At 35.0% G+C, this 24,092-nt stretch carries 30 protein-coding genes; 26 read left to right on the top strand and 4 right to left on the bottom strand.

What is annotated here, in order from left to right; translation table 11 throughout:
- Positions 1-293: 293 nt before the first annotated feature.
- The 7 genes from NFRAN_RS13380 to NFRAN_RS13350 all read left to right on the top strand — a co-directional run bounded on the left by NFRAN_RS13380 (position 294) and on the right by NFRAN_RS13350 (position 9,127).
- Complete coding sequence (locus tag NFRAN_RS13380) at positions 294-1,283, top strand: DHHA1 domain-containing protein (RefSeq protein WP_172602366.1); 990 nt, start codon at positions 294-296, stop codon at positions 1,281-1,283.
- A gap of 52 nt (positions 1,284-1,335) precedes the next feature.
- A complete protein-coding gene (locus NFRAN_RS13375) occupies positions 1,336-1,854 on the top strand; it encodes a dual specificity protein phosphatase 23 (RefSeq protein ID WP_134485514.1) in 519 nt (172 codons plus the stop codon).
- Between the two features lie 110 nt (positions 1,855-1,964).
- Positions 1,965-3,686 carry a trypsin-like peptidase domain-containing protein gene (locus NFRAN_RS13370; protein ID WP_172602365.1) on the top strand — a complete coding sequence of 574 codons (1,722 nt, stop codon included), beginning with the start codon at positions 1,965-1,967 and terminating at the stop codon, positions 3,684-3,686.
- A gap of 53 nt (positions 3,687-3,739) precedes the next feature.
- The gene (locus tag NFRAN_RS13365; RefSeq protein WP_134485510.1) at positions 3,740-4,162 is read left to right on the top strand and encodes a DUF6659 family protein; all 423 of its coding nucleotides are present in this window, start codon (positions 3,740-3,742) and stop codon (positions 4,160-4,162) included.
- A 363-nt stretch (positions 4,163-4,525) separates the two neighbouring features.
- The gene (locus tag NFRAN_RS13360) at positions 4,526-6,010 is read left to right on the top strand and encodes a menaquinone biosynthesis decarboxylase (protein WP_134485508.1); all 1,485 of its coding nucleotides are present in this window, start codon (positions 4,526-4,528) and stop codon (positions 6,008-6,010) included.
- Between the two features lie 959 nt (positions 6,011-6,969).
- The gene (gene dps / locus NFRAN_RS13355; protein WP_134485902.1) at positions 6,970-7,560 is read left to right on the top strand and encodes a DNA protection during starvation protein; all 591 of its coding nucleotides are present in this window, start codon (positions 6,970-6,972) and stop codon (positions 7,558-7,560) included.
- Positions 7,561-8,692: 1,132 nt separating this feature from the next.
- Complete coding sequence (locus NFRAN_RS13350) at positions 8,693-9,127, top strand: J domain-containing protein (RefSeq protein WP_197731199.1); 435 nt, start codon at positions 8,693-8,695, stop codon at positions 9,125-9,127.
- A gap of 90 nt (positions 9,128-9,217) precedes the next feature.
- On the opposite strand, the gene NFRAN_RS13345 is transcribed toward NFRAN_RS13350, so the two are convergent.
- Together NFRAN_RS13345 and NFRAN_RS13340 are read right to left on the bottom strand one after the other, a co-directional pair.
- Complete coding sequence (locus NFRAN_RS13345; RefSeq protein WP_134485506.1) at positions 9,218-10,102, bottom strand: glycosyltransferase; 885 nt, start codon at positions 10,100-10,102, stop codon at positions 9,218-9,220.
- Positions 10,095-10,535 (bottom strand): HIT family protein, encoded by a 441-nt coding sequence (locus tag NFRAN_RS13340; protein ID WP_134485504.1) that lies wholly within the window; start codon positions 10,533-10,535, stop codon positions 10,095-10,097. Before NFRAN_RS13340 ends, NFRAN_RS13345 begins: the two co-directional genes overlap by 8 nt.
- A 118-nt stretch (positions 10,536-10,653) precedes the next feature.
- Between NFRAN_RS13340 and NFRAN_RS13335 the strand changes: the two genes are divergently transcribed.
- Complete coding sequence (locus tag NFRAN_RS13335; protein WP_134485502.1) at positions 10,654-10,839, top strand: hypothetical protein; 186 nt, start codon at positions 10,654-10,656, stop codon at positions 10,837-10,839.
- Positions 10,840-10,897: 58 nt separating this feature from the next.
- Positions 10,898-12,625, top strand: a complete 1,728-nt coding sequence (ilvD, locus tag NFRAN_RS13330) for a dihydroxy-acid dehydratase (RefSeq protein ID WP_134485500.1) — start codon at positions 10,898-10,900, stop codon at positions 12,623-12,625.
- Here ilvD and NFRAN_RS13325 read toward each other — a convergent pair.
- Positions 12,622-13,317, bottom strand: a complete 696-nt coding sequence (locus NFRAN_RS13325; RefSeq protein ID WP_134485499.1) for a hypothetical protein — start codon at positions 13,315-13,317, stop codon at positions 12,622-12,624. The two genes, ilvD and NFRAN_RS13325, sit on opposite strands and share 4 nt — an antisense overlap.
- 223 nt (positions 13,318-13,540) lie before the next feature.
- Here NFRAN_RS13325 and NFRAN_RS13320 point away from each other — a divergent pair, with 223 nt between their 5' ends.
- Both NFRAN_RS13320 and purC read left to right on the top strand, forming a co-directional pair.
- Positions 13,541-13,759 carry a hypothetical protein gene (locus NFRAN_RS13320; RefSeq protein WP_134485497.1) on the top strand — a complete coding sequence of 73 codons (219 nt, stop codon included), beginning with the start codon at positions 13,541-13,543 and terminating at the stop codon, positions 13,757-13,759.
- Positions 13,760-14,150: 391 nt separating this feature from the next.
- The gene (gene purC / locus NFRAN_RS13315; RefSeq protein ID WP_134485495.1) at positions 14,151-15,011 is read left to right on the top strand and encodes a phosphoribosylaminoimidazolesuccinocarboxamide synthase; all 861 of its coding nucleotides are present in this window, start codon (positions 14,151-14,153) and stop codon (positions 15,009-15,011) included.
- Between the two features lie 13 nt (positions 15,012-15,024).
- Here the strand turns inward: purC and NFRAN_RS13310 are convergent, their stop codons facing one another.
- Positions 15,025-15,444 (bottom strand): DUF371 domain-containing protein, encoded by a 420-nt coding sequence (locus tag NFRAN_RS13310; RefSeq protein WP_197731198.1) that lies wholly within the window; start codon positions 15,442-15,444, stop codon positions 15,025-15,027.
- 92 nt (positions 15,445-15,536) lie between these two features.
- Between NFRAN_RS13310 and psmA the strand changes: the two genes are divergently transcribed.
- From psmA to NFRAN_RS13235, 15 genes are all read left to right on the top strand, one after another.
- The gene (gene psmA / locus NFRAN_RS13305; protein ID WP_134485494.1) at positions 15,537-16,268 is read left to right on the top strand and encodes an archaeal proteasome endopeptidase complex subunit alpha; all 732 of its coding nucleotides are present in this window, start codon (positions 15,537-15,539) and stop codon (positions 16,266-16,268) included.
- A gap of 81 nt (positions 16,269-16,349) precedes the next feature.
- Positions 16,350-17,015, top strand: a complete 666-nt coding sequence (locus NFRAN_RS13300) for a peroxiredoxin family protein (protein WP_134485492.1) — start codon at positions 16,350-16,352, stop codon at positions 17,013-17,015.
- Entirely contained in the window at positions 17,015-17,863 is an 849-nt protein-coding gene (locus NFRAN_RS13295; protein WP_134485490.1) for a putative RNA uridine N3 methyltransferase, read from the top strand. The genes NFRAN_RS13300 and NFRAN_RS13295 overlap by 1 nt, the downstream gene beginning before the upstream one ends.
- 61 nt (positions 17,864-17,924) lie before the next feature.
- Positions 17,925-18,923, top strand: a complete 999-nt coding sequence (locus tag NFRAN_RS13290) for a 50S ribosomal protein L3 (RefSeq protein WP_134485488.1) — start codon at positions 17,925-17,927, stop codon at positions 18,921-18,923.
- A complete protein-coding gene (gene rplD, locus NFRAN_RS13285; protein ID WP_134485486.1) occupies positions 18,924-19,736 on the top strand; it encodes a 50S ribosomal protein L4 in 813 nt (270 codons plus the stop codon). It abuts the gene before it with no gap.
- On the top strand, positions 19,733-20,032 hold the full coding sequence (locus tag NFRAN_RS13280) for a 50S ribosomal protein L23 (RefSeq protein WP_134485484.1): 300 nt from the start codon (positions 19,733-19,735) through the stop codon (positions 20,030-20,032). Before rplD ends, NFRAN_RS13280 begins: the two co-directional genes overlap by 4 nt.
- A gap of 60 nt (positions 20,033-20,092) precedes the next feature.
- Positions 20,093-20,500 (top strand): 30S ribosomal protein S19, encoded by a 408-nt coding sequence (locus NFRAN_RS13275; protein ID WP_134485482.1) that lies wholly within the window; start codon positions 20,093-20,095, stop codon positions 20,498-20,500.
- Positions 20,501-20,505: 5 nt separating this feature from the next.
- On the top strand, positions 20,506-20,979 hold the full coding sequence (locus NFRAN_RS13270) for a 50S ribosomal protein L22 (protein WP_134485480.1): 474 nt from the start codon (positions 20,506-20,508) through the stop codon (positions 20,977-20,979).
- Positions 20,951-21,709: a 30S ribosomal protein S3 gene (locus NFRAN_RS13265; protein WP_232038043.1), complete on the top strand. Its 759-nt coding sequence runs from the start codon at positions 20,951-20,953 to the stop codon at positions 21,707-21,709. The genes NFRAN_RS13270 and NFRAN_RS13265 overlap by 29 nt, the downstream gene beginning before the upstream one ends.
- The gene (gene rpmC, locus NFRAN_RS13260; RefSeq protein ID WP_134485476.1) at positions 21,710-21,925 is read left to right on the top strand and encodes a 50S ribosomal protein L29; all 216 of its coding nucleotides are present in this window, start codon (positions 21,710-21,712) and stop codon (positions 21,923-21,925) included.
- Positions 21,922-22,206 carry a ribonuclease P protein subunit gene (locus tag NFRAN_RS13255; protein ID WP_134485475.1) on the top strand — a complete coding sequence of 95 codons (285 nt, stop codon included), beginning with the start codon at positions 21,922-21,924 and terminating at the stop codon, positions 22,204-22,206. The genes rpmC and NFRAN_RS13255 overlap by 4 nt, the downstream gene beginning before the upstream one ends.
- Positions 22,207-22,211: 5 nt before the next feature.
- Complete coding sequence (locus NFRAN_RS13250) at positions 22,212-22,535, top strand: 30S ribosomal protein S17 (RefSeq protein WP_134485473.1); 324 nt, start codon at positions 22,212-22,214, stop codon at positions 22,533-22,535.
- Positions 22,536-22,537: 2 nt separating this feature from the next.
- The gene (locus tag NFRAN_RS13245) at positions 22,538-22,972 is read left to right on the top strand and encodes a 50S ribosomal protein L14 (protein ID WP_134485471.1); all 435 of its coding nucleotides are present in this window, start codon (positions 22,538-22,540) and stop codon (positions 22,970-22,972) included.
- A 13-nt stretch (positions 22,973-22,985) separates the two neighbouring features.
- The gene (gene rplX / locus NFRAN_RS13240; RefSeq protein WP_134485470.1) at positions 22,986-23,363 is read left to right on the top strand and encodes a 50S ribosomal protein L24; all 378 of its coding nucleotides are present in this window, start codon (positions 22,986-22,988) and stop codon (positions 23,361-23,363) included.
- Between the two features lie 3 nt (positions 23,364-23,366).
- Positions 23,367-24,089: a 30S ribosomal protein S4e gene (locus NFRAN_RS13235; protein ID WP_134485468.1), complete on the top strand. Its 723-nt coding sequence runs from the start codon at positions 23,367-23,369 to the stop codon at positions 24,087-24,089.
- Positions 24,090-24,092: the final 3 nt, after the last annotated feature.

Genomic DNA, 24,092 nt, shown 5'->3' with positions numbered 1-24,092 from the left:
CAATAGTAATCTGTGCTGATTCACACAACAAACTATGATATCGATATGCTTACCAAGTAACGTTAGTTGTCCTAATAATTCGTAACTGAATTGTGCGTAAAGAATAATTTTTATCTTGAAAATTGAAGATATTATCTTATAGATATTGTAATTGTTTAGTTGGTTTTTTCTTCTAATTTCCCATCTAGGCGTACACTAGATATAAGGTAGACATGAAAATAGATCTACATTTTTGTCTTTATTGTAGAAATATAAACATCTAAATAACTATAATGATTAGAATTTTCGTAATCTTGAAAAGTATTTGTATTTCCCACAAGGAAGATGTTGATGGGATAGTATCGGCTGCTCTATTGCAAGCGGGGCTAAAAGTTAGGCATTTATTTTTGGTTGATTATCCTAATTTACTAAATTCTCTTGACTATGTGATCTCTATGTGTAGTAAGGATAGGACCTTCACCAGGGTATTTATTTGTGACGTCGGTCTGAATATGAAAAATCAGTTCTTATTTCTAGAAAAATTGAACCTATTAGTATCGAATAATATCAAAGTTATCTACATTGATCATCATTATCTAGAACCGGCGATCAAAGACAAAATTACCAAAATGGGGATTACACTAATTCATGATATAGACGAATGTACTTCTGTACAAATTTATTATTTGTTGAGAAATCGTATGGACAAAGTATATTCTTTTTTTGCGTCCGCAGGAGCCTTAACCGATTATATGGAAGATCGGCCGAGGGCTCGAAGATTGGTGAATAAATTTGATAGAACGTTCTTAATGCTAGAATCTTGTTATCTTTCTTATATGATTTCTGCATCTCAAAAGAATATCGATTTTTTGAAATCAATCTCTAAGGATATATCAAAAGGAATAATGCCACATGAATTAAAGCATGGATGCAATTTGGTTAGACAATTTTCACAGAAAGTATCCGATGCTATTAGTCTTATTGAGAAACAATCAATTCATTTGGCTAATATATCCTACTTCGAACATGAACTTGAACTCTCTTCTAGCATGATTGTAAATTTTGTTCTTGGACTTTCAGGAAAGAAGGTTGGTATAGCTTTTAAGATGAAGTCAAACATAAATTCTTATATATTATCCATCAGGGGCTCAAAAGAATGCCAAGTACATTTGGGTAAACTAGTAAATAATTTATCGATGGATTTTGGTGGGAGTGGAGGGGGACATGAGAAAGCCTGTGGAGCAGTAATACCTATCGAAAACATATCTGCGTTCTTAGAAAAATTAGACGAATTGATTTGTTAGAGAAAATTGAAAAACTATTAAGTTGTTTGACAATAACTAGGATAATATCTAGATGACAAAAATAGGAGAAATTTATAGAAAAGTTCATGGTCGATTTATGGAAAGGCCGACCAATTTCAGTTGGGTGATCCCACAGAAACTTGCCGGAAGTGGCTTACCCTCTTCGTTTGATCAATTAGAATGGCTTGCGTCAAATGGGATTAAGACTTTAATAACTGTGAGAGAAATACCTTTGCCAAAGATTTGGATTGAAAAAATAAATTCTCAATATGGAGATTTAGAGAACTACTTTTTAAAAACAGATGATTATAATGCTCCAACTGTAGACGAGATACATGAGGTTATCGAGTACATTGAACGAAAAATTCAAACAAATAAACCAGTGCTAGTCCATTGTGCTGCTGGCAAGGGAAGGACTGGAACGGTACTTGCTGCATATCTTATAAAGACAGAGGGTTTGACTCCTATTGAAGCGGCTAGAAAATTAAGAGAAATGAGACCTGGTTCGATTCAGTCTGAAAGACAGGAAATGGCTATAAACACTTTTTATAGGTTTTTGACTGGAAGATAATTCTGAGGTTAGACAACGTGTAATACTTAAATTGATATTACATCATTCTTAAAGTCATGATCTTATCTGTGGATGAAGTTACAGCGTTCAAAAGAAAGGAGGGGAGACTTTTGAAATTTGTTTTTTCTTTATTGATTACACTAAGTGTTTTTAGCATGATTTTTGGGATGGATGTAAATGGTGCTACAGAGCTATCTTCCTCGCAAACTGAGGTTAATAATTTGGAGGTTAATCTAACTACTGATTCATTAAATAAATCACAAGAAACAATACTAGATTATAGTAATTCTTTACCCGACTTATTTGAAAAGGTTGAAAAGTCGGTAGTCCAAATTACTGAATCTGGTAGTCTTCAAAGCACAGAACCAAATCAATCTAGATTAGGTTCTGGCTTTGTTTATGATAAACAAGGTCATATAGTTACTAACTTCCATGTTGTAGATGGTTCAAAAAATGATAAAGCTTTCATAACTTTTTTGGATGGAGTTTCTTATGAAGGAGAAATCATTGGCAGTGATCCTTATTCCGACTTGGCTGTTATAAAATTGATAGATGTGGATAAAAATATTAGTTCAAAACTAGTCCCACTTGTTCTAGGAAATTCATCTACTGTTCGAATAGGTGAAAAAGTTGTTGCACTTGGAAATCCATTTGGCTTATCGGGATCTCTTTCCGAGGGAATCATAAGCGGTTTAGGAAGATTAATGCCTGTTGGGGATCAACATAAACCATTGCCCGAGGATTCAGGGAAAGAGGCAATTCAAAATCAGTCACCGACTTTTTCTATACCTGATATCATCCAAACAGATGCTGCAATCAATCCAGGCAATTCTGGTGGGCCATTAATTGATATGACTGGTCGCGTAATAGGTATCAATACTGCCATATTTTCTAATACAGGCGTTTATTCTGGAATTGGTTTTGCCATTCCATCTAACTTTATAAGTAAGATTATCCCGGAATTAATCCAAAAAGGGTCGTATGAACATCCATACATAGGAATTAATGGATTTGATATTACTCCAGAGATCGCTAAGTTAGTTGGTTTACCTGAGGCGGTTGGGTTTTTGGTGGTGAATGTTACCAAAGACAGTCCTGCTGATAAGTCGGGTGTATTCGGAGGAAATCAAACCGTTCAAATAAATGGTATTCAATTGAAAATCGGTGGAGATATCATTACTGATATTGATGATAGAACTGTGAGGAAAGTTGATGATATCTTGTCATATTTGGAAAATTATAAAAAAATCGGAGATAACGTAAATTTGACTGTGCTTCGCGGTCCGGATCTTGTTGAGGAGGTAATTTCGATTAATTTGACTGCTAGACCTGCTCACGATAGTGATCTTAATATTCCTACGTTAGGTATTCTTGGTCTAGATCTCAACACGCAAATAGCTAAAATACTTAATCTAACTCAATCAGACGGATTCCTCGTTACTAGTATAATTGAAAATAGTACTGCTTCAAAGGCAAATTTGAGAGGCGGGTATGTTATGAATGATATTAATGGATCCTTAGTTGAATCGGGAGGTGATATTATTACTAGGATTGATGATCATACTGTCAAGACTCACAAGGATATCCGTGATTACCTGAAAACGAAAAAAATTGGAGATACCGTAACAATTACTATATTAAGAGATGGAGATTTCAAAACATTAACAATCACACTTGAACAAATGAGTGAGAACCAGCGAAGATTGCAACATTCAATACCGGGTCAATCCAGCGAATTTTCTTTTCCATCTCAATTGCTGGACAAATTCCTAGATTCATGTTCAAAAACATTTTCGAGAGAAATATGTAGCTCTATGACGACTATAAGGTAAAATCCCGATGAACTATCATATATAAAGGGAAAAAGACAATAAGATTTGAAAACATGAAATCAAAACATGAAGATGAATTTAATCAATTTTGTAAACAAGTTATAAGTTTGGATCCTGCAATACGATTTGCAGGAATAGCAAACGAGGACGGAATTTTAGAATCAATTGCAGAGAGAGAAAATTTGGTACCATTATTGTCTCCAGAAGAAAGGGCTCAATATGCAATTACAGCTGCGACGCGTCAATATACACGTTTGAGGTGGGAATTCATGCTAGGGAAAATTCAATATGCAAGTTCGAAATATGAGAAGCTAATTCGAGCTACTATTCCTATAACTGACGAAAATAGCACTCTTTCATATGTGTTATTGTTATCTTTTGATCCAGATGTTTCCAACTTTCATGAAATCATAACAAAGAAGATAATCCCTTTCATTAATGAAAGCAAAGCTAACTTGGGGAGATTACACGGATAATGATTTTGAATATTTTTATCTATCAATATACTTTATAATAAATGGAATAATCGGTATCAGCAAAAAAGAATTTCGTGTATTATATTAATGATCTTAAATTTCTAAAAAACTTTCATATATCTCTTTTTGATATTCATTCTAAGGATTTCTTCTCTATTAGTATCTAAATATGTGAAAAACAAATGGAAAATATTGTTGTATTCGTATATGCTTAAAAGTTTATATGTACATGCAAGAATTTTTGTATTCCAAATAATGCAATAACGCCTATAACATTAAGTCATTCATTAAAGAGCCCATAAATTTGCCTCGGATATTTCGCAGAGACTGAATAATATATATGACTTCATTCTGACTAGTTACATGCCTTTTGAAAACTTATCCGAGTATATAGAAAAGTTAGAAAATGCTGGTGAACTGCGAAGAGTGTCAACCGAAGTCAATCCTGATTTGGAAGTTGCTGAAGTAATGCGAAGAATGATGTATTCTAAGAATAGTCCTGCTATCCTATTTGAGAATGTAAAGGGATATAATATACCTATTCTAGGGAACGCATTTGGCTCAATTAGAAGATTACAATTAGCATTGGAATTAGATGACTTTTCTGATATAGGTAACCGAATCGTGGAGTTAACAAAAATGAAGATACCTTCTGGGGTATTAAACAAGCTTAAAATGCTACCTAAATTATCTGAAATTTCTGATTACGGGCCGAAAATGGTAGAAAACGCCCCAGTTCAAGAGATTTTCGAAACAGAAAATGCGTCATTTAGCAAATTTCCAATCCTTAAATCTTTCGTTAAGGACGCTGGTAAATTTATTACTTTTGGAATGACCGTAACCAAACATCCTGATACTGGAATTAGGAATCTTGGTGTCTATCGATTGCAAATTTTGAACGACAAACAGGCGATAATGCATTGGCAAATTCACAAGAGAGGCGCGCAACATTTTGATATATCTAAAGAATTCGACAAACCGATCCCAGTTGCAATTGTAATTGGGTCTGACCCTGGAACAATTTTCAGTAGCATAGCGCCAGTTCCAGAAGGAATGGACAAGTTCCTTTTTGCAGGAATCTCCAGACGGAAAGGAGTTAAACTTGTCAAGTGTCGTACAATTGATTTAGAGGTACCAGCTAACGCTGAAATTGTATTTGAAGGTACAGTAGATCCCAGAAAATTGGAACTTGAAGGTCCATTTGGCGATCATACCGGATATTATACTCCCCCTGATTATTTTCCGGTTTTTACCTTGACAGGAATTTGTCACAAAAAAAATCCTATTTATCTAACAACTGTCGTAGGGAAGCCAGTATTAGAAGATGCTTACTTTGGGAAGGTAATTGAACGATCGTTCTTGCCTTTAATACAGATGTTTCAACCTGAAGTCGTAGATTTTTCTATGCCTCCAGGAGGTTGGTTTCAAGGGTTGGGAATAATATCGATAAAAAAAAGATATCCTGGTCAAGCCAAGAAGGTGATGATGGGATTATGGGGTTTGGGACAATTATCTCTCACAAAGATCTTTATTGTCGTTGATCATACAGTGAATATACATAACATTGAGGATGTAATTTGGGCAATAACCACCAAGTCTGACCCTAAAAGAGACACTCTTATCATTGAAAACACACCAACAGATACTCTTGATCCAGCGTCACCACTACTCAATCATGGCTCAAAAATGGGGATTGATGCCACTACTAAATGGAAAGAGGAGGGATTTTCTAGAGAAATACAGGAAGAAGTTGCAGTCGATCAAGAAACAAGGAAACTGGTTGACAGTAAATGGAGTCAGTATGGACTTGATATATCCCTTAAAATAGATTTGAAAGATAATCATTGATCACCGCTGGCGATGAGCCACCAGTGATATATCATTATGACAAATATAGTAAATTCTTAAACCGGAAAACAAATGATTTCGATTTTTTTGATGGTGCGTCAAATTTTCCTTCATGGAAAACAACTAATTTCTCTAACGTGTTTCTTTATTCAAGACTGAGTTTACTGAAAGTATGATTAATAGGTAGTTTTACAACAAATACTTCTTTGAGCTTTAAATTTTAAGGAACTATTCAGGATACTAGAGCCTTTAGTTTCTAAATATATACACATTTTATCAAAGTAATATACATATATAGAATCCTAAAATAAATTAATTTTTCTGTGTCCACTAAGTAGTATTCATATTGAATTTGTCAAGAACCCAATGTCAAAGAGATACAAACATTTGTGTGAATCTGGGGTATATTTAGTATCAGTAAGTGAAGACAAAGTTCCCTCGCACAACCGACTAACAAGATGTTTTGTATGATATGAATGCTTCATAAGTATAAGGATTATGGAAGCGAAAACCATTCACACTATTATTTTTCCTTCCAAAACGAACCAAATAGAAATAAAAGTAAACAACACTTAATCGGTCAAGGAAATTGAATAGTATGAAAACCTAGCAAAGATTTTAGGTTTCTTAATTGAAGCGACTAATTGACTTTTGCCCGAAACCCAAATAAACTCCAGCTCTTCCAGGAAACTTTGACTTGGGCGTTCATATGAAGTTCATATGTTTGGCAAATACAGGTTTCGAAAGATTGGAGTGGAATCATTTTGTATTTCCTGGATGAAATCCTGTAACTCAGATAATTATCCTCAGATTTTGTCCTTTGTCTTATTTTGCTATTCGATCGAGGGAATTGAGTTTGAAAATAGCACTTGCAATTTGTCGGTTGATGACGTCTAACCTTTATTTAAGAGGATTTTTTTACAATAATATTTTTATATGCAATTATCTAAGGTTTGATGATGACTGAAAATAATGAATATGTTCCAAATGTAGTTGCGTTAGAAGTTTTGGAAAAAAATGGTGTTAATGTTGAAAGATTGAAGGAGTTGATCACAAAGGGCGTGGGAGCAGAATTTACGACTTACTACTATTATACTATTTTACGAATGCATTGTACAGGCCTAGATGGTGAGGGAATTAAGGAAATCGTTGAAGATGCACGCATTGAAGACCGAAATCATTTTGAGGCCATGGTACCAAGGCTTTATGAATTAGGAGGCAGTTTACCTCGCGACATACGTGATTTTGCAACCCAGGCTGGCTGTCCAGACGCTTACCTGCCAGAGAATTGGAAAGACCTTACTTCTATAATAAAGGTATTGCTTGAAGCAGAACAATGTGCAATACGCTCATGGGGTGAAGTTTGTGATATGACTGCTGGAAAAGATCCAAGGACCTATGATATAGCTCAAAGAATAATGCAAGAAGAAATTGAGCATGAGGCCTGGTTTATTGAATTGTTATCAAAAAGACCGTCTGGTCACTTTAGGCGAAATTTCCCTGGTCAATCACCTTACAGCTCTGGTGCAGGGAATTTGAGTCATCTCTAATTTTTTCTCTAATTTTTGAAATGCTATTCTAATAAGGATAACTCATACCAGACGTCTATACCAATCTTGTTATTGTTGATGTAGTACCAATTGTTATGTCTGGCCAGTGGTCAATCATATAAATAGAAAATCCTTTATAAACCATTTATAAAATACAAATGATCGATTTGCATTTAACAATTAGGAGAAAGGGAGAAATTTTGATGACTGTCTCAGGAATAGCATTAGCTATAGGTGCCGCTAGCATTAGTGTGCCTCAGGTAGCTTACGCCGGTTTATGCATAAGCGGATTAGGAATTGTTTCTATGCTTTGGAGATGACTTCTCAGACCAATCCTTTATTATGAGTTAACAAGAGTATTGGAAGAATTTAATACTTATTACTTAGTTTGGCATGAATAAGAGGTTACAGGTAGTATTTAATTTCAGGAATTTATCAAGCATCTTATAATATCATACTTTAAAACGACTTGATACATTGATCAATATAATTAGGTATAGTACGCTATGCAGAATAACTTGTATCGGATAATGGACCATTACTACTTTATTATTTTAGTATGACGACGATATATTATACTAAAGAGTTGTTTTAATTTGAAACGTTTCGATAAGTATTGATAGTCAAATCGTATTACATTTAGCAAGTAATTTTCATTTTTTGTTACAAATTATCTATAATGAAGGCAGTCATATGTCTAAACTGGAAAAAAATTTTTATCTCTTCTCAAATTTGTGAAATTACTTAGCATTTTAGATGATGCATAAGTAACGATTTAATTTAAGATTCGATCACCTCCTGAGCAGTAAGATAATATATAGTATTACATCGACAAGATCCTAAGACTGTTCTTATTTCTAAGCAATATGATTATACCAAACTCTTTTCTCAGGCTTAGCATATGTCGTGAGTCATTCGTATACTCAATTTGATTTGCTCTTATTTATTTTGTTCTTTAGATTTCCATACTGTACATGCTTGTGAATTCTGCAGATTTTAGAGGGGAATTCTCATAAATTTATGCATTGAAATTCTTACTAAATTGAAATAAATACTAAACATAGTAGCTCAATCAAAGAACGATTCAAATTGATAAGAAAACTTATCTTTGGGATCTGCATTATGGATAACAGTGTCGCTTACATATTATGACATACTTCAATTGAATAAAAATGCTAGCGCGACCGAAATTAAGAAATCGTTTAGGTATTTAGCACTAAAGTATCATCCTGATAAGAATAGAAACTCTGAATCAAATCAAATGTTTCTCAAAATTGTAGAAGCATATGAAGTATTATCTGATACCAATTTAAGAAGAAAGTATGATTTAACTCTGCGAAATGAAATTTCCCAAAACTCATTTCATGTTAACGGCAAGTGGATTCCGTCAGCGGATTTATCGAGTTATTATAGTTATGAAGTCATCAAAAATTGGAAAGTACCCAGATCAACTGGAGGCATATGGGATATTGGTGAGAAGGAGAATAGAGGAATGTGGAAGACTACTCTTGCGTTATTTGGATGTCTAGCTACATTAGCAGTATTCATCATTGTTGTGTCAAGCTAGGCATCCAAACCATGAGTTTATTGCTTTAATTATAAAGGAAATAATTCTCAGAAAGTATACTCGACTCTTAGAATGCCACTCTGTGGGACGTTATTTTTTTGTGCTATACGCAACGTCCCAAATGTGTGAGACTTTAGAAGAGTTTTTGGCATAGTAGAATGGAAGAGCACAATAACAAAGTAGGAGATAAATTGCACTCTTTGGATGAATTTTAGAATTCTTAAGAAATTCTTTTATAACTAAGGTTGTTGGAGCATTAAAATCTAAACTCCTTGTGATGTCTTTTATCTGTTTATGACCCTTGATAGCTCTTATTATTTGACTAAAAAAATCTTTACTGTTATTTGGTGTAAAAAAATAAATCATTGCCTTATCATTATAAATGACACGCTTGCTCTGCTTTATTATCATACATTGAAGATATAGATCAATTGCAATAATTTCATCTGGGATTGAAATATTCTTAGCTAATTGGGAATCTAATGCCAAAGCTCTGCCCATTGTGGTATACTGTGATAGACCATGTAATCTGATAGATCTGAGCCAATGTGCTATGAAGGTGGCAGCATGAGAATACATTCCTTCATCTTTTCTATATGGAATGGTGTTGGAGGCACAAAGTCCAACTTCTCTGTTTATACTTTTAGATAACCTTGAAATGCATTTCTCTTCCAATATTATGTCCGCATCCAACAAGATTATGACTTTACCGTTTGCAACCTTGAAAATGGTATTCCATGCGTGTGATACACCTTTTCTATCATTATTGTGGATAAGATGAATGTTTAGTGTTGGATTGTTTAGTCTTAAATCGTCAATAATTTGAGATGTTTTATCTTCTGATTCATCAACAAAGACAACCTCAACTGAGCCATCTTGAGTTAGGAGTTGTTTCTTGAGGGAGTTAAAGAATTTTCTTATGTTTCCTTCTTCATTGAATGTAGGGATGCCTATTGTGATATCGATATTATTCATATCTAGTTGACAAGTTTTCTGTAATTTTTTTTGCCAAACCTTGCAGATCCTGCATTTTAGCAATTTTTCGTGTAGGCCATTGACCCTTTATCTTTTCTGCAGAATATCTTGGAACTATGTGCACATGTACATGAGGTACGATTTGGTTCGCTGATCTACCGTTATTTTGATTTATATTGAAACCATCACTTTTTATTACACCCGTTATCGCCTTAGCCAATGGGGGAACCAAAGAATACATTTCACCGACAACAGCTATCGGCATTTCTAAAAGGTTACTATAATGATGTTTGGGGACAATCAAAGTATGACCTAGATTTATTGGATATTTGTCCATAAATGCCAAAAATTTTTCATTTTCATATATTATTGCGTTAGGTATATCCTTTTGAATTATTCTGCAAAAAATACAATTCTTATTCCAATTGTCCATCTAATTATCTTATTTTTGGAAATATTTATTTCATTAAGTATCAATAGTGCTTTAAATCATACACATACTTTTATTGAATTCAGTTCATTTTAAATAGGTCGAAAATTTTTTAGAATGTATGAGCGAATCGATTGAGTTAGATAATTTTACCGTGAACTTCTCTTTCCCGTGCCCAAAATGTGAATACCTAAATGAAATTTCATCAAGTGAATTACATAATAACAGCATAGAGTGTGGAATGTGTGAAACTATTTTCAAATTCGAGGGTTTGGACTCGATTAAAATTACAGCTACCCTTGAATAACGTGACACAAGAGTTATAGCCTAGTCTATCTTCAATAGGCTTGAATTAGGTAATAGTAATGGTTTTACAAAGTAGAAAAACCTTGGAAGGGCCTTCTCGCGCACCTCATAGAGCTATGTACAAATCAATGGGTCTCACGGATGAGGATCTGTCAAAACCGTTGGTGGCCGTATGTAGTACTTGCAACGAAGCAACACCTTGCAATATACATTTAGGGAGATTGGCTTCAAAAGCAAAGGAAGGGGTGCGGGAATCAGGTAATACACCTCGGGAATTTACTACCATAGCAGTATCAGATGGAATCGCTATGGGGCATGAAGGGATGAAATCCTCGCTAATTAGTCGTGAAATTATCGCAGATTCTATAGAAATAATGGTCCGTGCACATCAATATGATGCGGTTGTAGGCATTTCAGGCTGCGATAAAAGCCTTCCTGGAACATTAATGGCGATGGCGAGGCTCAACTTACCTTCGATATTTGTATACGGTGGAACAATTCTGCCTGGAGATTGGAACGGCAAGTCTGTTACCATTCAGGATGTATATGAAGCGGTCGGAACATATGATGCTGGCAAAATGTCTCTAGAAGATTTAAAAAGTCTGGAAAATGTTGCATGTCCCTCGGCCGGGTCCTGCGCAGGTATGTATACGGCAAATACAATGGCATCAATAAGCGAAGCATTAGGTATGTCCTTGTTAGGTAGTGCTACTCCGGCAGCTGAAAGTGAGGAGCGTCAACATATTACCTTTGAGACTGGAAAATCGATAGGCTATCTATTAGAAAACGATATCAAACCTAGGGACATCTTAATTTATGAGGCTTTTGAAAATGCAATAATGATGGCTAACGCCATAGGGGGATCGACCAATGCAGTTCTGCACCTGTTAGCAATTTCACGTGAAGCAGGAATAGATTTAGATATTAAGGACTTTGAACATATACGAAAAAAGACTCCTCATATAGCAAACATGAGGCCTGGAGGCAATTATGTTATGTTAAATCTAGATAATATTGGCGGTGTCCCGGTGATTCTGAAATCCTTACTTGATAAAGGTATTATAAATGGTAACGTGATTACGGTAACAGGGAAAACTCTAAAACAAAATTTAGAATTATTCAATTTTAGTCGAGCAAGGAATTATTACAGAAAACATAAAACCGAATACAGAAATATTCTCAAAACGGTTGAAAATCCAATCCATAAGCAGGGTACATTAAAAATATTGTTTGGTAACTTAGCTCCTCAGGGGGCAGTCATCAAAATCGCTGGACTAACGGAAGAATTCTTCAAAGGTTACGCTAAGGTATATAACTCAGAGGAATCCGCGTTTGAAGCTGTTTCAAAAAGAGAAATTAAAGAAGGAGATGTAGTAGTTATTAGATATGAAGGACCTAAAGGAGGGCCAGGCATGAGGGAAATGCTTGCAGTTACTGCTGCTATAGTTGGACAAGGATTAGGAGAAAAGGTTGCAATGATAACCGATGGTAGGTTTTCAGGTGCAACGAGGGGTTTTATGATAGGTCATGTTTCTCCTGAAGCAATGGTTGGAGGACCATTGGCTTTGGTTAAGGACGGGGATAAGATCGAAATAGATTTACAGAAAGGAAGTGTTAATTTGAAAATTAGGAAGAAGGAGTTTTTGAGTAGAGTAGATAAAACCAAGACTATAAAAAATCGATACACATATGGGGCCTTGGCGAAATATGCAACCTTGGTTCAATCTGCATCAGAAGGTGCAGTTACAAAACCTATAGTTAAATATATGAAAAGAGTTCCAAATTAATTTGGAATCTCTATTTTGTCAATCGTACCATATAATGGATGACTATACAAATGACTTGATACTTTTTCATCTAAGAAAATAATTTGAACAGTTTCTAGATTGTTAATCAGGATAGCAATCTTAATGTCGTCATAGATAATCTTATTGTTGGTAAGAAAATCAACGGTGCCCAAAAGGTAAATATTATCGTCTTTACCAAAGTAAATCTTCTTCTCACTCTCAAGGTTGCTCAGACCATGCCAATGAAAACCAGTCCCATTAGAAGTGATCATTACAAATCTAACATCAAACATCGTAACTTTTGATTTGGTTACAGAGAATTGCCAATTGCCTGCCAATACAATCGGAACATTTTCCCTCGTTAATTGTGTTGGATCACTCAAATTTACTTTATTTATAGTGGGATTACCTTTTTCTATCGACTGAATAATTATTCCAGACAACATGGATACAAGATTATTGGATAGATTGTCTGTTTGATTTAAAGTCATTGACGTTGAAGATCGTTGAGAGGATTCATCAAATCGACTTGGACTACTTAAATCATCGATCGGTTGATTTTCTTCTAAAGCATCTTTGAATCCTATTTCACCAGGCTGTAGATAACTTGATTCTTGGGTCATATTAGAGTCGAGATGAATAGTTGAAAGTAAGGCTCCAGAAATGGAGAAGGTGTCATTTACTCTATTCATAATATTCGTCGACCCTTGACCTAGACTTACTTGAAACCATAGATAATCGTGATAAAACAATTCTGATGATGTAATAATTAATATAACAAATAATAAATGTGATAAAAGCACAAAAAAAATTCCTTTACTTTTCAATAGTCCTAGTTGGAAACATTTTGTTAAATTTCTTTCTCTTTTTTCTATTAATATATAAATTTCAGGAGTGATTATTAATTAGACATCAATGTTGGATAAGCAAGTATTACTTGATTTCTTAAAATCAAATGATGGAACAGAGTACTCAAAGGAGGAACTAATCAATAGATTTGCTGTGTCTGATGCAGATGAAAAGCTAGTTGAAAGGTTATTATCAGAAATGGAAGTCGAAAATACGTTTAATAGAAAGGAGTTGATTGCCTCCTGCAAAGGGGGTACGGTTTTCTTTAGGTGGGTTAAAGAGTAACCCGCCATGGTACTCATTAGAGATAAGAAATCTTTGATGGTAATGGAAAAGGATGATTCCGTTATTCACCCATTAATCATCCGCTTCTTATAGGAAGATACATGATGCTGGCCTATTTGTATTGCTAGCCAATTTTAGATTAGTTATAACGCTTGTAAGTTGCAATCGGTTAACTTTCAAACAACTCTGAATTTTCCTAAATTTTTCCAATCATTAGTCGTGAAGGCCCTATGTCTTACCTTTTCTCAATTTCTTTAAGAAACTAAGGGCGATTTGATAACGTTTTGACATATACACTTTTGTTTCTAGCGCCTTGAACAAGATGAAATGCGAAAACTAAGTAACAAAGGATTTAAGGTCATTAATCAATACTAAAGTCAGAGAATTCTTTTTGAGATTAATAAAGAAGGGAAAGGTAAAGGATATTTATGAAGCTAGTTCTGACACGTTGATATTTTCTTTTACAAATAGAGTTTCTGCATTCGATGTCATAATGGACGATGAGATTCCTTTTAAGGGAAAGGTATTGTGCGATTTTGCTGTATTTTGGTTTGAGAAATTAGATTTTGATAATCACTTTATCAGACGGCTTTCTCCTACGATGATTGAAGTAAAAAAACTTAATATGATACCTATTGAGTGCGTAGTGAGAGCTTATCTTTATGGAAGTTTGTATAACAGGTATTTAAACAACTCATTGAATTTGGATGAGTTGCATCAGTATTTTCAAAAAAAGGATCTAAAACTTGCATCCAAATTGCCTAAATTACTATTTGATCCTACGACGAAATCTGATGAGCATGATGAACCGATTACTAGATCCACTGTATTAGAGAGCAATTTAGTATCCCGAGAAGAGTTCAACCTTCTAAAGAATTCTTCCTTGGATTTGTTTAATAAAGTAAGCTCAATAATTTCTAAGGCTGGCTTTATCTTGGCCGATATCAAATTTGAATTTGGAAGGGAACAAAACACAAGACGGTTGCTCTTGGCTGATTCTATAGGACCAGACGAGTTCAGGATTTGGAATAAGAAAGATTATCGTTTAGGGTCAATACAAGAAAGCTATGACAAGCAATTGCTAAGGGATTGGTTGAATGAAACCGGATTCAAACAAAAAGTAGAAGAATATCGTGGATCCAAATTAAATCCAATCATACCTCGTTTACCTAAACACCTAATCTCCGAAATAGCTGATAAATATATCGATGCTTACGAGAGAATAACTGGACGAACATTTGAAAAATCGTGACTGTTCTTATCTCTTAGTCTACCTTAATCCTAATGAATGCTTCCTTATTTGGATCTTTAAGTAGGTTAACTATTTGTCTAGGTATATCTATAGCCGCGATGCTACTATTTATACAAATAGTACGACCACAAACAAACTTGCTTTTTCTAAGGACAATATCATGCTTATCAGTCAATAGCAGTCCGCTATTTCCTTTTCCAGAAAAACTAACAGAATAAGGTTCTATGATTAATTCAAATTCGATATATATATTTTTTGATTTCAACTTTTCTTTCAGATCCGCTCTAATGTCATAGCATGCCTTATTTGCTCTCACACCTATGATGCAATCTCCGTTCAATGTCAAATTCTCCTCTTTTGTTATTTCTAATGTTCGAGGATGGGTGGAAAGGATATTTTTATGACCAAAAAATCTTATTTCCTCTGTTATCAACTAGATAATGAGATCATGAGGTAAGTATAATTAATCGTTTATTTTTTGAATAAGGTAACTATAAATAAAGATTTACAAGTAGTTTAGTTGAATTGTTACCAGCAGCAGCAGGTTATGATAGGGGAATTACTGTTTTCTCTCCTGATGGTCGATTATATCAGGTAGAATATGCTATAGAAACAGTTAGGAGAGGAACTCTCGCTTTGGGGATAAAAAGCACAGATGGTGTTATTTTAGCAGTTGAAGAGAAAACTAGAAAATTACAAATTTCAAATGTAACTCAAAAGATATTTCAAATAGACGATCATATAGGACTTGCAGCAGCAGGTTATATTCCTGATGCTAGAACTCAAGTAGATCATGCAAGATTTTTCGCACAAAGTAACAGATTGATTTACGATGAGGTAGTCGATGTTGAAGGAGTGGCCAAGAATTTAGCAGACATGGCTCAGCAATATACACAGTATGCGGGAGCAAGACCCTTTGGGGTAGCTTTGATACTTGCAGGAGTTGATAAGAATGGAATTGGTCTATATCTTACTGATCCAAGTGGGACATACATTGGATACGATGCAGTAGCAATAGGAGCGGGTAGTGAACAGGTTACTGAACATTTGGAGAAAAATTATAGAAATGACATTAGCCTGGAACAAGCTTGTATTCTTGCAATCGAATCAATTTTCATGGTAAGCGAAGAAAAAACAGGAACAAAACACATAAGATTGGCAGTGATAGATTCCAAAACTAAAAAATTGCGAATGATGTCAACTGAGGAAATAGAAAATTATGCCAAACAGGTTCAAAATAAAAATACGCAGACTTAAAATTTGGGTAACTCCATAAAAACTTTTATTTAATGTACCTATTGTTTAAATAATTCTGACTAGATAAGAATATGATTTCTAATGTCTCTCGAAATTGGATCCAAAGCCCCAAACCTCGAAGTATCTGAATGGGTGCAGGGGTCGCCTACCAACATTGATCAGTTATTGGGCAATGTAATTGTAATTGAAGTATTTCAGGTAAACTGTCCAGGTTGCTTTCTATACGGATTGCCTCAAGTGGTGAACCTATATGAAAATTTTAAAGATAAGGACCTAAAGATTATAGGGATTGCTACCGCATTTGAAGATTACGATAAAAATACGGTCGAAAATTTGAAGTACCTAATTTCGGAAGGCAAAGTAATAGGAGAAACGTATAAAGCATTGAAACAACATGGAAAGTTAATCGATAGTGACAAGTTATATTATAAAATTCCATTTCCTGTCGCACAGGATAAGATTATTAAAATGCCTACAGAAGTTACTGATCAAATGATTGATAATTTTATCAAAATTTATGTTCCTGATTTCTCTGCATATTCGGTCAAAGACAAGAATGATATAACTCAAAGAGTGCGTGATTATTTGGCTAACAAACAATATTCTCCTTTGACCTTTGAAAAATACCGATTACGTGGTACGCCTTCTTCAATTATCATTGATAAGAAGGGTATTCTACGTTATAGTTTTTTTGGTTCAGAAGGTTACTTGGAAGGTGCAGTTAACGAATTGCTAAGTGAAGGGTAGTGCGAACTCTAAAGTACAATGTGGCAATTCCAGATTCATATCTCTATGGAACAAAAACCAATATAGATAGGACAATAAAAGTTTTTCAATTATCAAGAACTCTCTCAATTTTCCGTATTAGCAGTATTTACATCTATCACGATAAGGTATTAAATCCAAGTAATTATGAAAGAAAGTTTTTGACTATGCTTTTGGAATATTTAGACACTCCTCAATATTTGAGAAGAAAAATTTATCCTATGTCAGAGATGTTAAGAGCAGTCGGCCGACTACATCCAATAAGATCGCCTCATCATAAAGATAACCCAGGGAAAAAGAATTTGAAAAGTGGGGAAATACGTGTTGGATTGTTGGAAAAAAAGGGGGGTATGCTTTGCGTAGACATAGGACTGGATTCATTGATTCAATATAGGGGAAATATACGTCAGGTTGGAAACAAAATAAATGTAAAAATTATGAGAACTGGTAAACAGATATATGCAATTGATGTACCAAATGAAGAATTAGCAAATTTATTTTGGGGATATTCCGTTCATTATTACACAGATTTGAAAAAACTGGTTCAAACTTTTGACCCATCTAACTTGCTATTAACCTCAAAAAATTCCCCCTATTTTAATGGAAAAGTCATGGATTATAATTCGACTCAGGACTATGATCCTAGTTGTGCCATGTTGGTAATATTTGGCTCCCCAAAGTATGGCTTGGACGTTATTTTTAACAAGGAAGGAATAGACAATAAAAAGTATCAATCTTTTAACTTTTTTCCACATCAGGGCACTCAAACTGTCCGACTTGAAGAAGCTATTTTCGGGGTTTTGTCTATTCTAAACTGTTGTTTAAAATGACTCAAGAATTCGATTAATTAATAATAAACTTATTAAAGGGATCAGAAAAATTTTTCTATCTATGGGTCACCGCAAATATAGTGCACCAAGAAGAGGTAGTATTGCTTTTCGTCCTAGGGCCAGAGCGAAAAGCTTAGAAGCTAGGATAAGAACATGGCCTGAAAATCTCGGCCGTGATAATGTAGGATTAGTTGGATTTGCAGGATTTAAAGTAGGTCAAATTCAAGTTATGACTGTTGATGATAAGGAGAAGACCCCAAATTATGGTAAACCGTTAATGAATCATTCTACAGTAATCTCACTACCGCCTTTAAAAGTTGTGGGTATGCGCGCTTATTATGAAGATCAAAATGGCAAGCATGCCCTATTTGATGTATTCTCGAAGGATAGTAGCAAAGAGATAGCCGCTAAGTACAAGACGAAATATTCGGAAGAAAGCATGAAAAAAGCCGAAGAGAAAATTACAGAGGCAAAAAATTTGGTGGCAATTGTTGCAGTAAATCCAAATAAGATTGGATTGTCTCAAAAAACACCATTTATTTATGAAATACCAGTTACAGGAAAGGATATTCAATCAAAATTCGAATTTTTAAAATCAAAACTCGGTCAAGAAATAAAGGTTTCAGAGGTTTTTAAGACCGGGCAATATATTGATGTTCATGGAATTACCAGAGGAAAGGGAGTTGAAGGTCCTATTACTAGATTTGGAGTAAAGCGAAAACAACATAAGTCTAGAAAAAGTGTAAGGGCAGTTGGAACCTTAGGACCAATATCTCCAGCAGTCGTAATGTATACAGTGGCCAGACAAGGTCAACGAGGGTTTCATCAAAGAACAGAATATAATAAACGAATCTTGATGATGTCAAACTCTGAAAACACAGATGTTTTGAACATAAATCCTGCAGGTGGATATAAGCATTTTGGTCTGGTTAGTGGGGATTATATGATTGTCAGGGGTACTATTCCTGGAGTTCCCAAAAGACTAGTAAAATTAAGACACCCAATTAGAAGCAAACAATCCAAGATTAATGAACCAAAAATATTGGAGGTAGTGATATAATTGTATTCAAAAATTTTTGATTTAAAAGGTAAGGAATTAGAAATCATAGAATTACCCCCAATTTTTAATTATCCGTATCGTCCGGAAGTTATTAAGAAAGCATTCGTGAATATGGATACTCACCACTTTCAAAAGCAGGGAAGATATCCTGCTGCAGGTGAAATGGTCAGCGCTGAATCACGTAATACGGGATTGGGTATAGCTAGGATAGCCCGTGCGAAGGGAGAGGGATTTTCTAGAGCAGGTCAAGCTGCCGGTGTTGGAGGTGTCCGCAAGGGTAGACTAGCTCATCCGCCAGAATCATGGAAGGTGACTTATAAGAAACTAAACAAAAAGGAAAGAATTCTTGCATTGTACTCTGCTATTTCTTGCACGTCTAATGGTGAGTTGATAGCCAAAAGAGGCCATATGGTAGAAGGGATTAATTCGTTTCCCATAGTATTGACAGATGATGTAGAAAATATTAATAAAACTAAGAATTTAGCTGCATTGTTAGAATCTCTTGGACTAGGAAGGGATGTTGAGAGAGTTGAACGATCAGTAAAAAAGCGCTCGGGGAAAGCAAAGCGGCGTGGCCGTCCAAGTAGAGTAGGTAAGAGCGTCCTGATTGTAGTAGGTAATCAAGAATGCGATTTGTTAAAATTAGATGATTCTTTGCCCGGCGTAAGTATTAAAAGTGTAAAAGATTTAAGTATTATTGATTTAGCCCCAGGAGCTAGACCAATACGTTTGACGTTGTATTCAAAGAGTTCTCTCCAATCGCTCCAAAACAAGAAGATTTCACCCCACAAACTCGAGGAGGGAAATAAATGAACAATACATTGAAAAGTAAGAGTCTTGACATTGATACTGATCAGGCAAGCAAGATCATTCTTGAACCATATGTTACAGAAAAGACATTTAATATAATTGAAAAAGAGAATAAGCTTAGCTTTATAGTTCATAACAAAGCCACTAAAGGACAAATCATAAAGTCGATGAAAATCATTTATGAAGCAGACATCAGTGAAGTAAATACTTTTAATACGATTCGTGGTAAAAAAGCCATTATGAAATTTAAGAACGCGGATGGGGCAAGACAGCTTGCAACTAACTTAGGATTGGTTTAGATATGGAAAATTCTTTGAATATGAAATATGGAATTAGTAATTTGGGAGTGAGAAGTTAAGATGGCAAGAGAATTTAAATTTAAAGGATATTCAGGTGATCAAATTCAAAAATTGTCAATTGAAACTTTGATGCCTCTTCTCAATTCTAGACAGAGGAGATCACTTGACAGAAGGCTTTCTACATACATGAATGATGAGAAAAGGAAGTTTCGAGAAGATCTAAAGCTGGCCAGAGACGGAAAATTAAATGGACAGTTGAAAACTCATCTTCGAGATATGATAATTCTTCCTGATATGATAGGACTGACAGTTTTAGTGCATAACGGAAAGGAATTCATTTCTTATACTATAAAACCGGAAATGGTAGGACATTATCTTGGAGAATACGCAATAACAAACAAGAGGGTTCAGCACGGCGCACCCGGTGTCGGATCGTCAAGGTCTAGTTTATACGTTCCATTAAAGTGAGAAATATGCCCGAATACTCATACTCATTTCAAAAATACGAGAAATCAAGACATGTTAGAGCTGCAATTAGGGATAAGTCGATATCGCATAAACACGCAAGAGAAATAGCACTTGCAATAAATAATAAGTCAATAGAAAAGGCAAGGGAATTTTTGGAAAATGTTTTGATAAGAAAGGTAGCAGTACCTTATCGCAGGTATCATAACGAGGTCGCTCATCGATCAAATATTAGTGATGGTTTTTGCTCAGGGCGATATCCACATAAGTCCACCAAAGAGTTTCTTAAACTACTTGATAATCTTGAGTCGAACGCAGAATACAAAGGAATGGATTTGGATAGGTTAAAAATCATTTCTGTCGTTGTTCATCAAGGAACAAAATTAAAAAGATTTACCCCTAGAGCAATGGGGAGAGCTAGTCCAAAGTATGATACGCTGGTACACGTAGAAGTTGTCGCAATCGAGGGAAGGACAAGTTAACATGAATGCAATTAAGAATGTTTTAAAAAATAACTATCGTAATAGTGAACTCGATGAATTTTTGAAAGAAGAATTAAAGGATGCAGGATTTGGGGGAGCAGACATTCAAAAATCACCCTTAGGAACTAGACTCACTCTATACGTTACTAGACCAGGGCTAGTAATTGGACGAAAGGGTAGTGGCATTAGAGATTTAACATCAAAACTTGAAGTTAAATTCGGTCTTTCTAACCCGCAGATTTCAGTAGTAGAAGTTGATGTACCTGAATTGAACCCTAAAATAATGTGTAATAGACTTGCTCAGTTGATTGAAAGAGGAACGGCCTTTCGACGTGCAGCTCTTTGGACCGTAAATACTGTTAAAAACGCTGGAGCCTTGGGAGTAGAGGTAACTATCTCAGGAAAACTAAGAAGCGAAAGAGCTCATTTCGAAAAACATTCTGCTGGTATAATACCAAAGAGTGGAAACATGGCTGATAAGGTGGTGAGAGAAGGTATTGCGAATGTATTAACGAAGATGGGGATTATGGGTATAAGATTGAAGATCGCAATAAAGGATGCTACCCCACCGGAATTTGAGCTACTATCGATGCATAAAGAACACGCAACAAATGATAATGAAATAGATGCGAAGGTGGTAGATAAATCCAGTTCAACTCAAGAAGAGGAAACAACAGGAAAGAACAAGCCAAAAGAAATATTAGAAAATACAGGAGAGATCAATAAGTAATTGGCCCGAAATAAGATAAAGACATTAAGACAGTTTGATGATGATGATTTAAAAGATAAGTTAACTGACCTGAAAGTCGACTTAGCCAAGCTAAGGTCGGAAGCATTGAAAGGTACTTTGAAAAAAGATGCCGGTGTAATTAGATGGAAGAGGCGTGATATTGCCAGAATATTGACTATAATGAATGAAAGAGTAAGAGGGAAAAAAACACAATGAGCAAGTACAGAGCTAATTTTGAGAATACTAATACTAAATTATTAAACTCATCGATGCAGATAATTAAATCCTCCAATGCTCAGAACAATGGTAGAAGTGGTAAAGTTGTTAATATAACGAAGAATATGATTGTATTAAGAGGTAATACACTCAATCGAGTAATAAAGATACCTAAGAAGGAAATTTCAAAATATAGTATAATTACAGATAAAGGAGTAACTATACTTCCTGGCAAGCGATTATTAGGAAGACCAGAAGAAATCAAGAGTATAAGCAAGTGAAGATAATGGTCAGAAATATAGGTATTCAAGTTAAAGGTCCCAAAAAAACATGCACAAATAAATATTGCCCATTTTGTGGTTCCTTGTCATTACGCGGTAAGCTTGTTAGTGGTATCGTTGTTAGTCATAAGAGCAAGAATATGGTAGTTGTTGAAAGGGAATATTCAAGATTTGTTAGTAAATACAAAAGATACGAACGTAGCAAGTCAAAGATTCACGCTTTCATTTCCGATTGTCAGGAAGTAGAAGATGGAAATAAGGTAAAGATTGCGGAATGTCGTCCGCTCTCAAAGACTGTTTCATTTGCAGTAGTGGAGGTCAGTGAATAATTATGTCGTCAAAATCAAGAGCTGTTTCTTCAAGAGGAGTCGAGGAATTTAGGCCATATGTGACAAGATCCTTACCCTTATATGCAAATCTAGTTTGTGCAGACAATACCGGAGCAAAAATATTGCAAATTGCACAGGTGACACGATACAAGGGTAGGCATTCGCGGTTGCCTACAGCAGCTGTTGGCGATTTTGTAACAGTCACAGTAAAAAAAGGACCTGCTGAATTGCGAAAGCAGATTTTTGGGGCAGTAATAGTGAGACAAAAGTATCCAATTAGAAGACTAAACGGAGTAAGAGTATCCTTCGAGGATAATGCAGCAGTTTTAGTAACACAAGAGGGAGAAATAAAAGGAACTGATTTGAAAGGCCCAGTAGCTGCCGAAGCAGCTGAAAAGTGGCCAAGAATTGCTAATCTAGCATCTATGATTGTTTAAGAATGTGATCAAGATGAAGAGCAAAACTAATAATATTTCAGCCAATTTGTCAAACAATCTGAGAAAGGATTATGGAAGAAAAAGTGTTGGAATTGTAAAAGGAGATTCAGTGAAAATCATGCGTGGCGAATATAAAGGTGTAGAAGGTAAGGTTGAAAAAATACACATTCATAGGGGAAGGTTAAGTATTGAAGGAGTCCAGAGGGAGAAAATAAAAGGTGGTCAAGTGAAAGTACAGATACATGCATCAAATGTTCAAATCACTTCGCTTCACTTAGATGATGAAAAAAGAAAGAAAAAATTGCAAGAGAAAAAGGAACAAATTAATAAATCATCAAGAAAATCAACAGTGAATACGAGTAATAAAGGAGTAGTTAAGGATAGTGAATAGTATTTGGTAAGAAAAAGCGGGAGTACAAAATTAAAAAGACAAAAGGCCCCAAATTTCTGGGATGTTAGAAGAAAATCATCGCAGTTTATTCTTTCACCAAGACCTGGTCCATACCCTAAATCAAAATGTTATCCTCTTGGCATACTACTTCGAGATGTGTTACATCTCAGTTCTACTGCTAACGAGACTAAACAGATTTTGAATTCTGGTCAAATAAAGGTCGATGGAATAGTCAGGCGAGATATAAGATTCGGAGTGGGGATTATGGATGTTATTGAAATATCTAGTAGCAACAAGGCATATAGGTTGATACCTAAAGGATCAGAGCTATTAGTTCCGGTTGAAACAAATGAAAAAAAATCAAAGTTATTAAAAATTACAAGCAAAACAACTATTAGTGGGGGTAAGATTCAATATGGATTTCATGATGGGAAATCGTTAATTGGTGACGATGTGGATATGAAAGTAGGTGATGTATGTTTGGTAACAATACCTGAGTTAAAAATCGATAAACATATCAAATTTGAAACTGGTTGTCTTGCAATTGTTGTTCAAGGAGAAAATGCTGGTAAGATAGGAAGAGTTGAAGAAATAAAGGATGGGATGTTTTCATTACCTAAGAGAGTGGTAGTAACATTCGATGAAAAAACAGTTGAATTACCGGTTGAACTTATTATGCCTATTGGAGTAGAAGATCCGGTGTTGGAGGTTTTGGCAATTGAGTGATAA

Origin of the sequence: Candidatus Nitrosocosmicus franklandus, assembly GCF_900696045.1 — an archaeon.
GTDB classification, from domain to species: Archaea; Thermoproteota; Nitrososphaeria; order Nitrososphaerales; family Nitrososphaeraceae; genus Nitrosocosmicus; species Nitrosocosmicus franklandus_A.
Note: the sequence above shows the minus strand (reverse complement) of the source record. Positions and strands in the feature narration are given on the sequence as shown.

What these genes read in the sequence shown, in the direction of transcription:
- NFRAN_RS13375 (WP_134485514.1), top strand. Translation starts at nt 1,336, where the DNA reads ATGACAAAAATAGGAGAAATTTATAGAAAAGTTCATGGTCGATTTATG.
- NFRAN_RS13365 (WP_134485510.1), top strand. Translation starts at nt 3,740, where the DNA reads ATGAAATCAAAACATGAAGATGAATTTAATCAATTTTGTAAACAAGTT.
- NFRAN_RS13360 (WP_134485508.1), top strand. Translation starts at nt 4,526, where the DNA reads ATGCCTTTTGAAAACTTATCCGAGTATATAGAAAAGTTAGAAAATGCT.
- dps (WP_134485902.1), top strand. Translation starts at nt 6,970, where the DNA reads ATGACTGAAAATAATGAATATGTTCCAAATGTAGTTGCGTTAGAAGTT.
- NFRAN_RS13345 (WP_134485506.1), bottom strand. Translation starts at nt 10,102, where the DNA reads ATGAATAATATCGATATCACAATAGGCATCCCTACATTCAATGAAGAA.
- NFRAN_RS13340 (WP_134485504.1), bottom strand. Translation starts at nt 10,535, where the DNA reads ATGGACAATTGGAATAAGAATTGTATTTTTTGCAGAATAATTCAAAAG.
- NFRAN_RS13335 (WP_134485502.1), top strand. Translation starts at nt 10,654, where the DNA reads ATGAGCGAATCGATTGAGTTAGATAATTTTACCGTGAACTTCTCTTTC.
- ilvD (WP_134485500.1), top strand. Translation starts at nt 10,898, where the DNA reads ATGGTTTTACAAAGTAGAAAAACCTTGGAAGGGCCTTCTCGCGCACCT.
- NFRAN_RS13325 (WP_134485499.1), bottom strand. Translation starts at nt 13,317, where the DNA reads ATGAATAGAGTAAATGACACCTTCTCCATTTCTGGAGCCTTACTTTCA.
- NFRAN_RS13320 (WP_134485497.1), top strand. Translation starts at nt 13,541, where the DNA reads ATGTTGGATAAGCAAGTATTACTTGATTTCTTAAAATCAAATGATGGA.
- NFRAN_RS13300 (WP_134485492.1), top strand. Translation starts at nt 16,350, where the DNA reads ATGTCTCTCGAAATTGGATCCAAAGCCCCAAACCTCGAAGTATCTGAA.
- NFRAN_RS13290 (WP_134485488.1), top strand. Translation starts at nt 17,925, where the DNA reads ATGGGTCACCGCAAATATAGTGCACCAAGAAGAGGTAGTATTGCTTTT.
- NFRAN_RS13280 (WP_134485484.1), top strand. Translation starts at nt 19,733, where the DNA reads ATGAACAATACATTGAAAAGTAAGAGTCTTGACATTGATACTGATCAG.
- NFRAN_RS13275 (WP_134485482.1), top strand. Translation starts at nt 20,093, where the DNA reads ATGGCAAGAGAATTTAAATTTAAAGGATATTCAGGTGATCAAATTCAA.
- NFRAN_RS13270 (WP_134485480.1), top strand. Translation starts at nt 20,506, where the DNA reads ATGCCCGAATACTCATACTCATTTCAAAAATACGAGAAATCAAGACAT.
- NFRAN_RS13255 (WP_134485475.1), top strand. Translation starts at nt 21,922, where the DNA reads ATGAGCAAGTACAGAGCTAATTTTGAGAATACTAATACTAAATTATTA.
- NFRAN_RS13250 (WP_134485473.1), top strand. Translation starts at nt 22,212, where the DNA reads ATGGTCAGAAATATAGGTATTCAAGTTAAAGGTCCCAAAAAAACATGC.
- NFRAN_RS13245 (WP_134485471.1), top strand. Translation starts at nt 22,538, where the DNA reads ATGTCGTCAAAATCAAGAGCTGTTTCTTCAAGAGGAGTCGAGGAATTT.
- rplX (WP_134485470.1), top strand. Translation starts at nt 22,986, where the DNA reads ATGAAGAGCAAAACTAATAATATTTCAGCCAATTTGTCAAACAATCTG.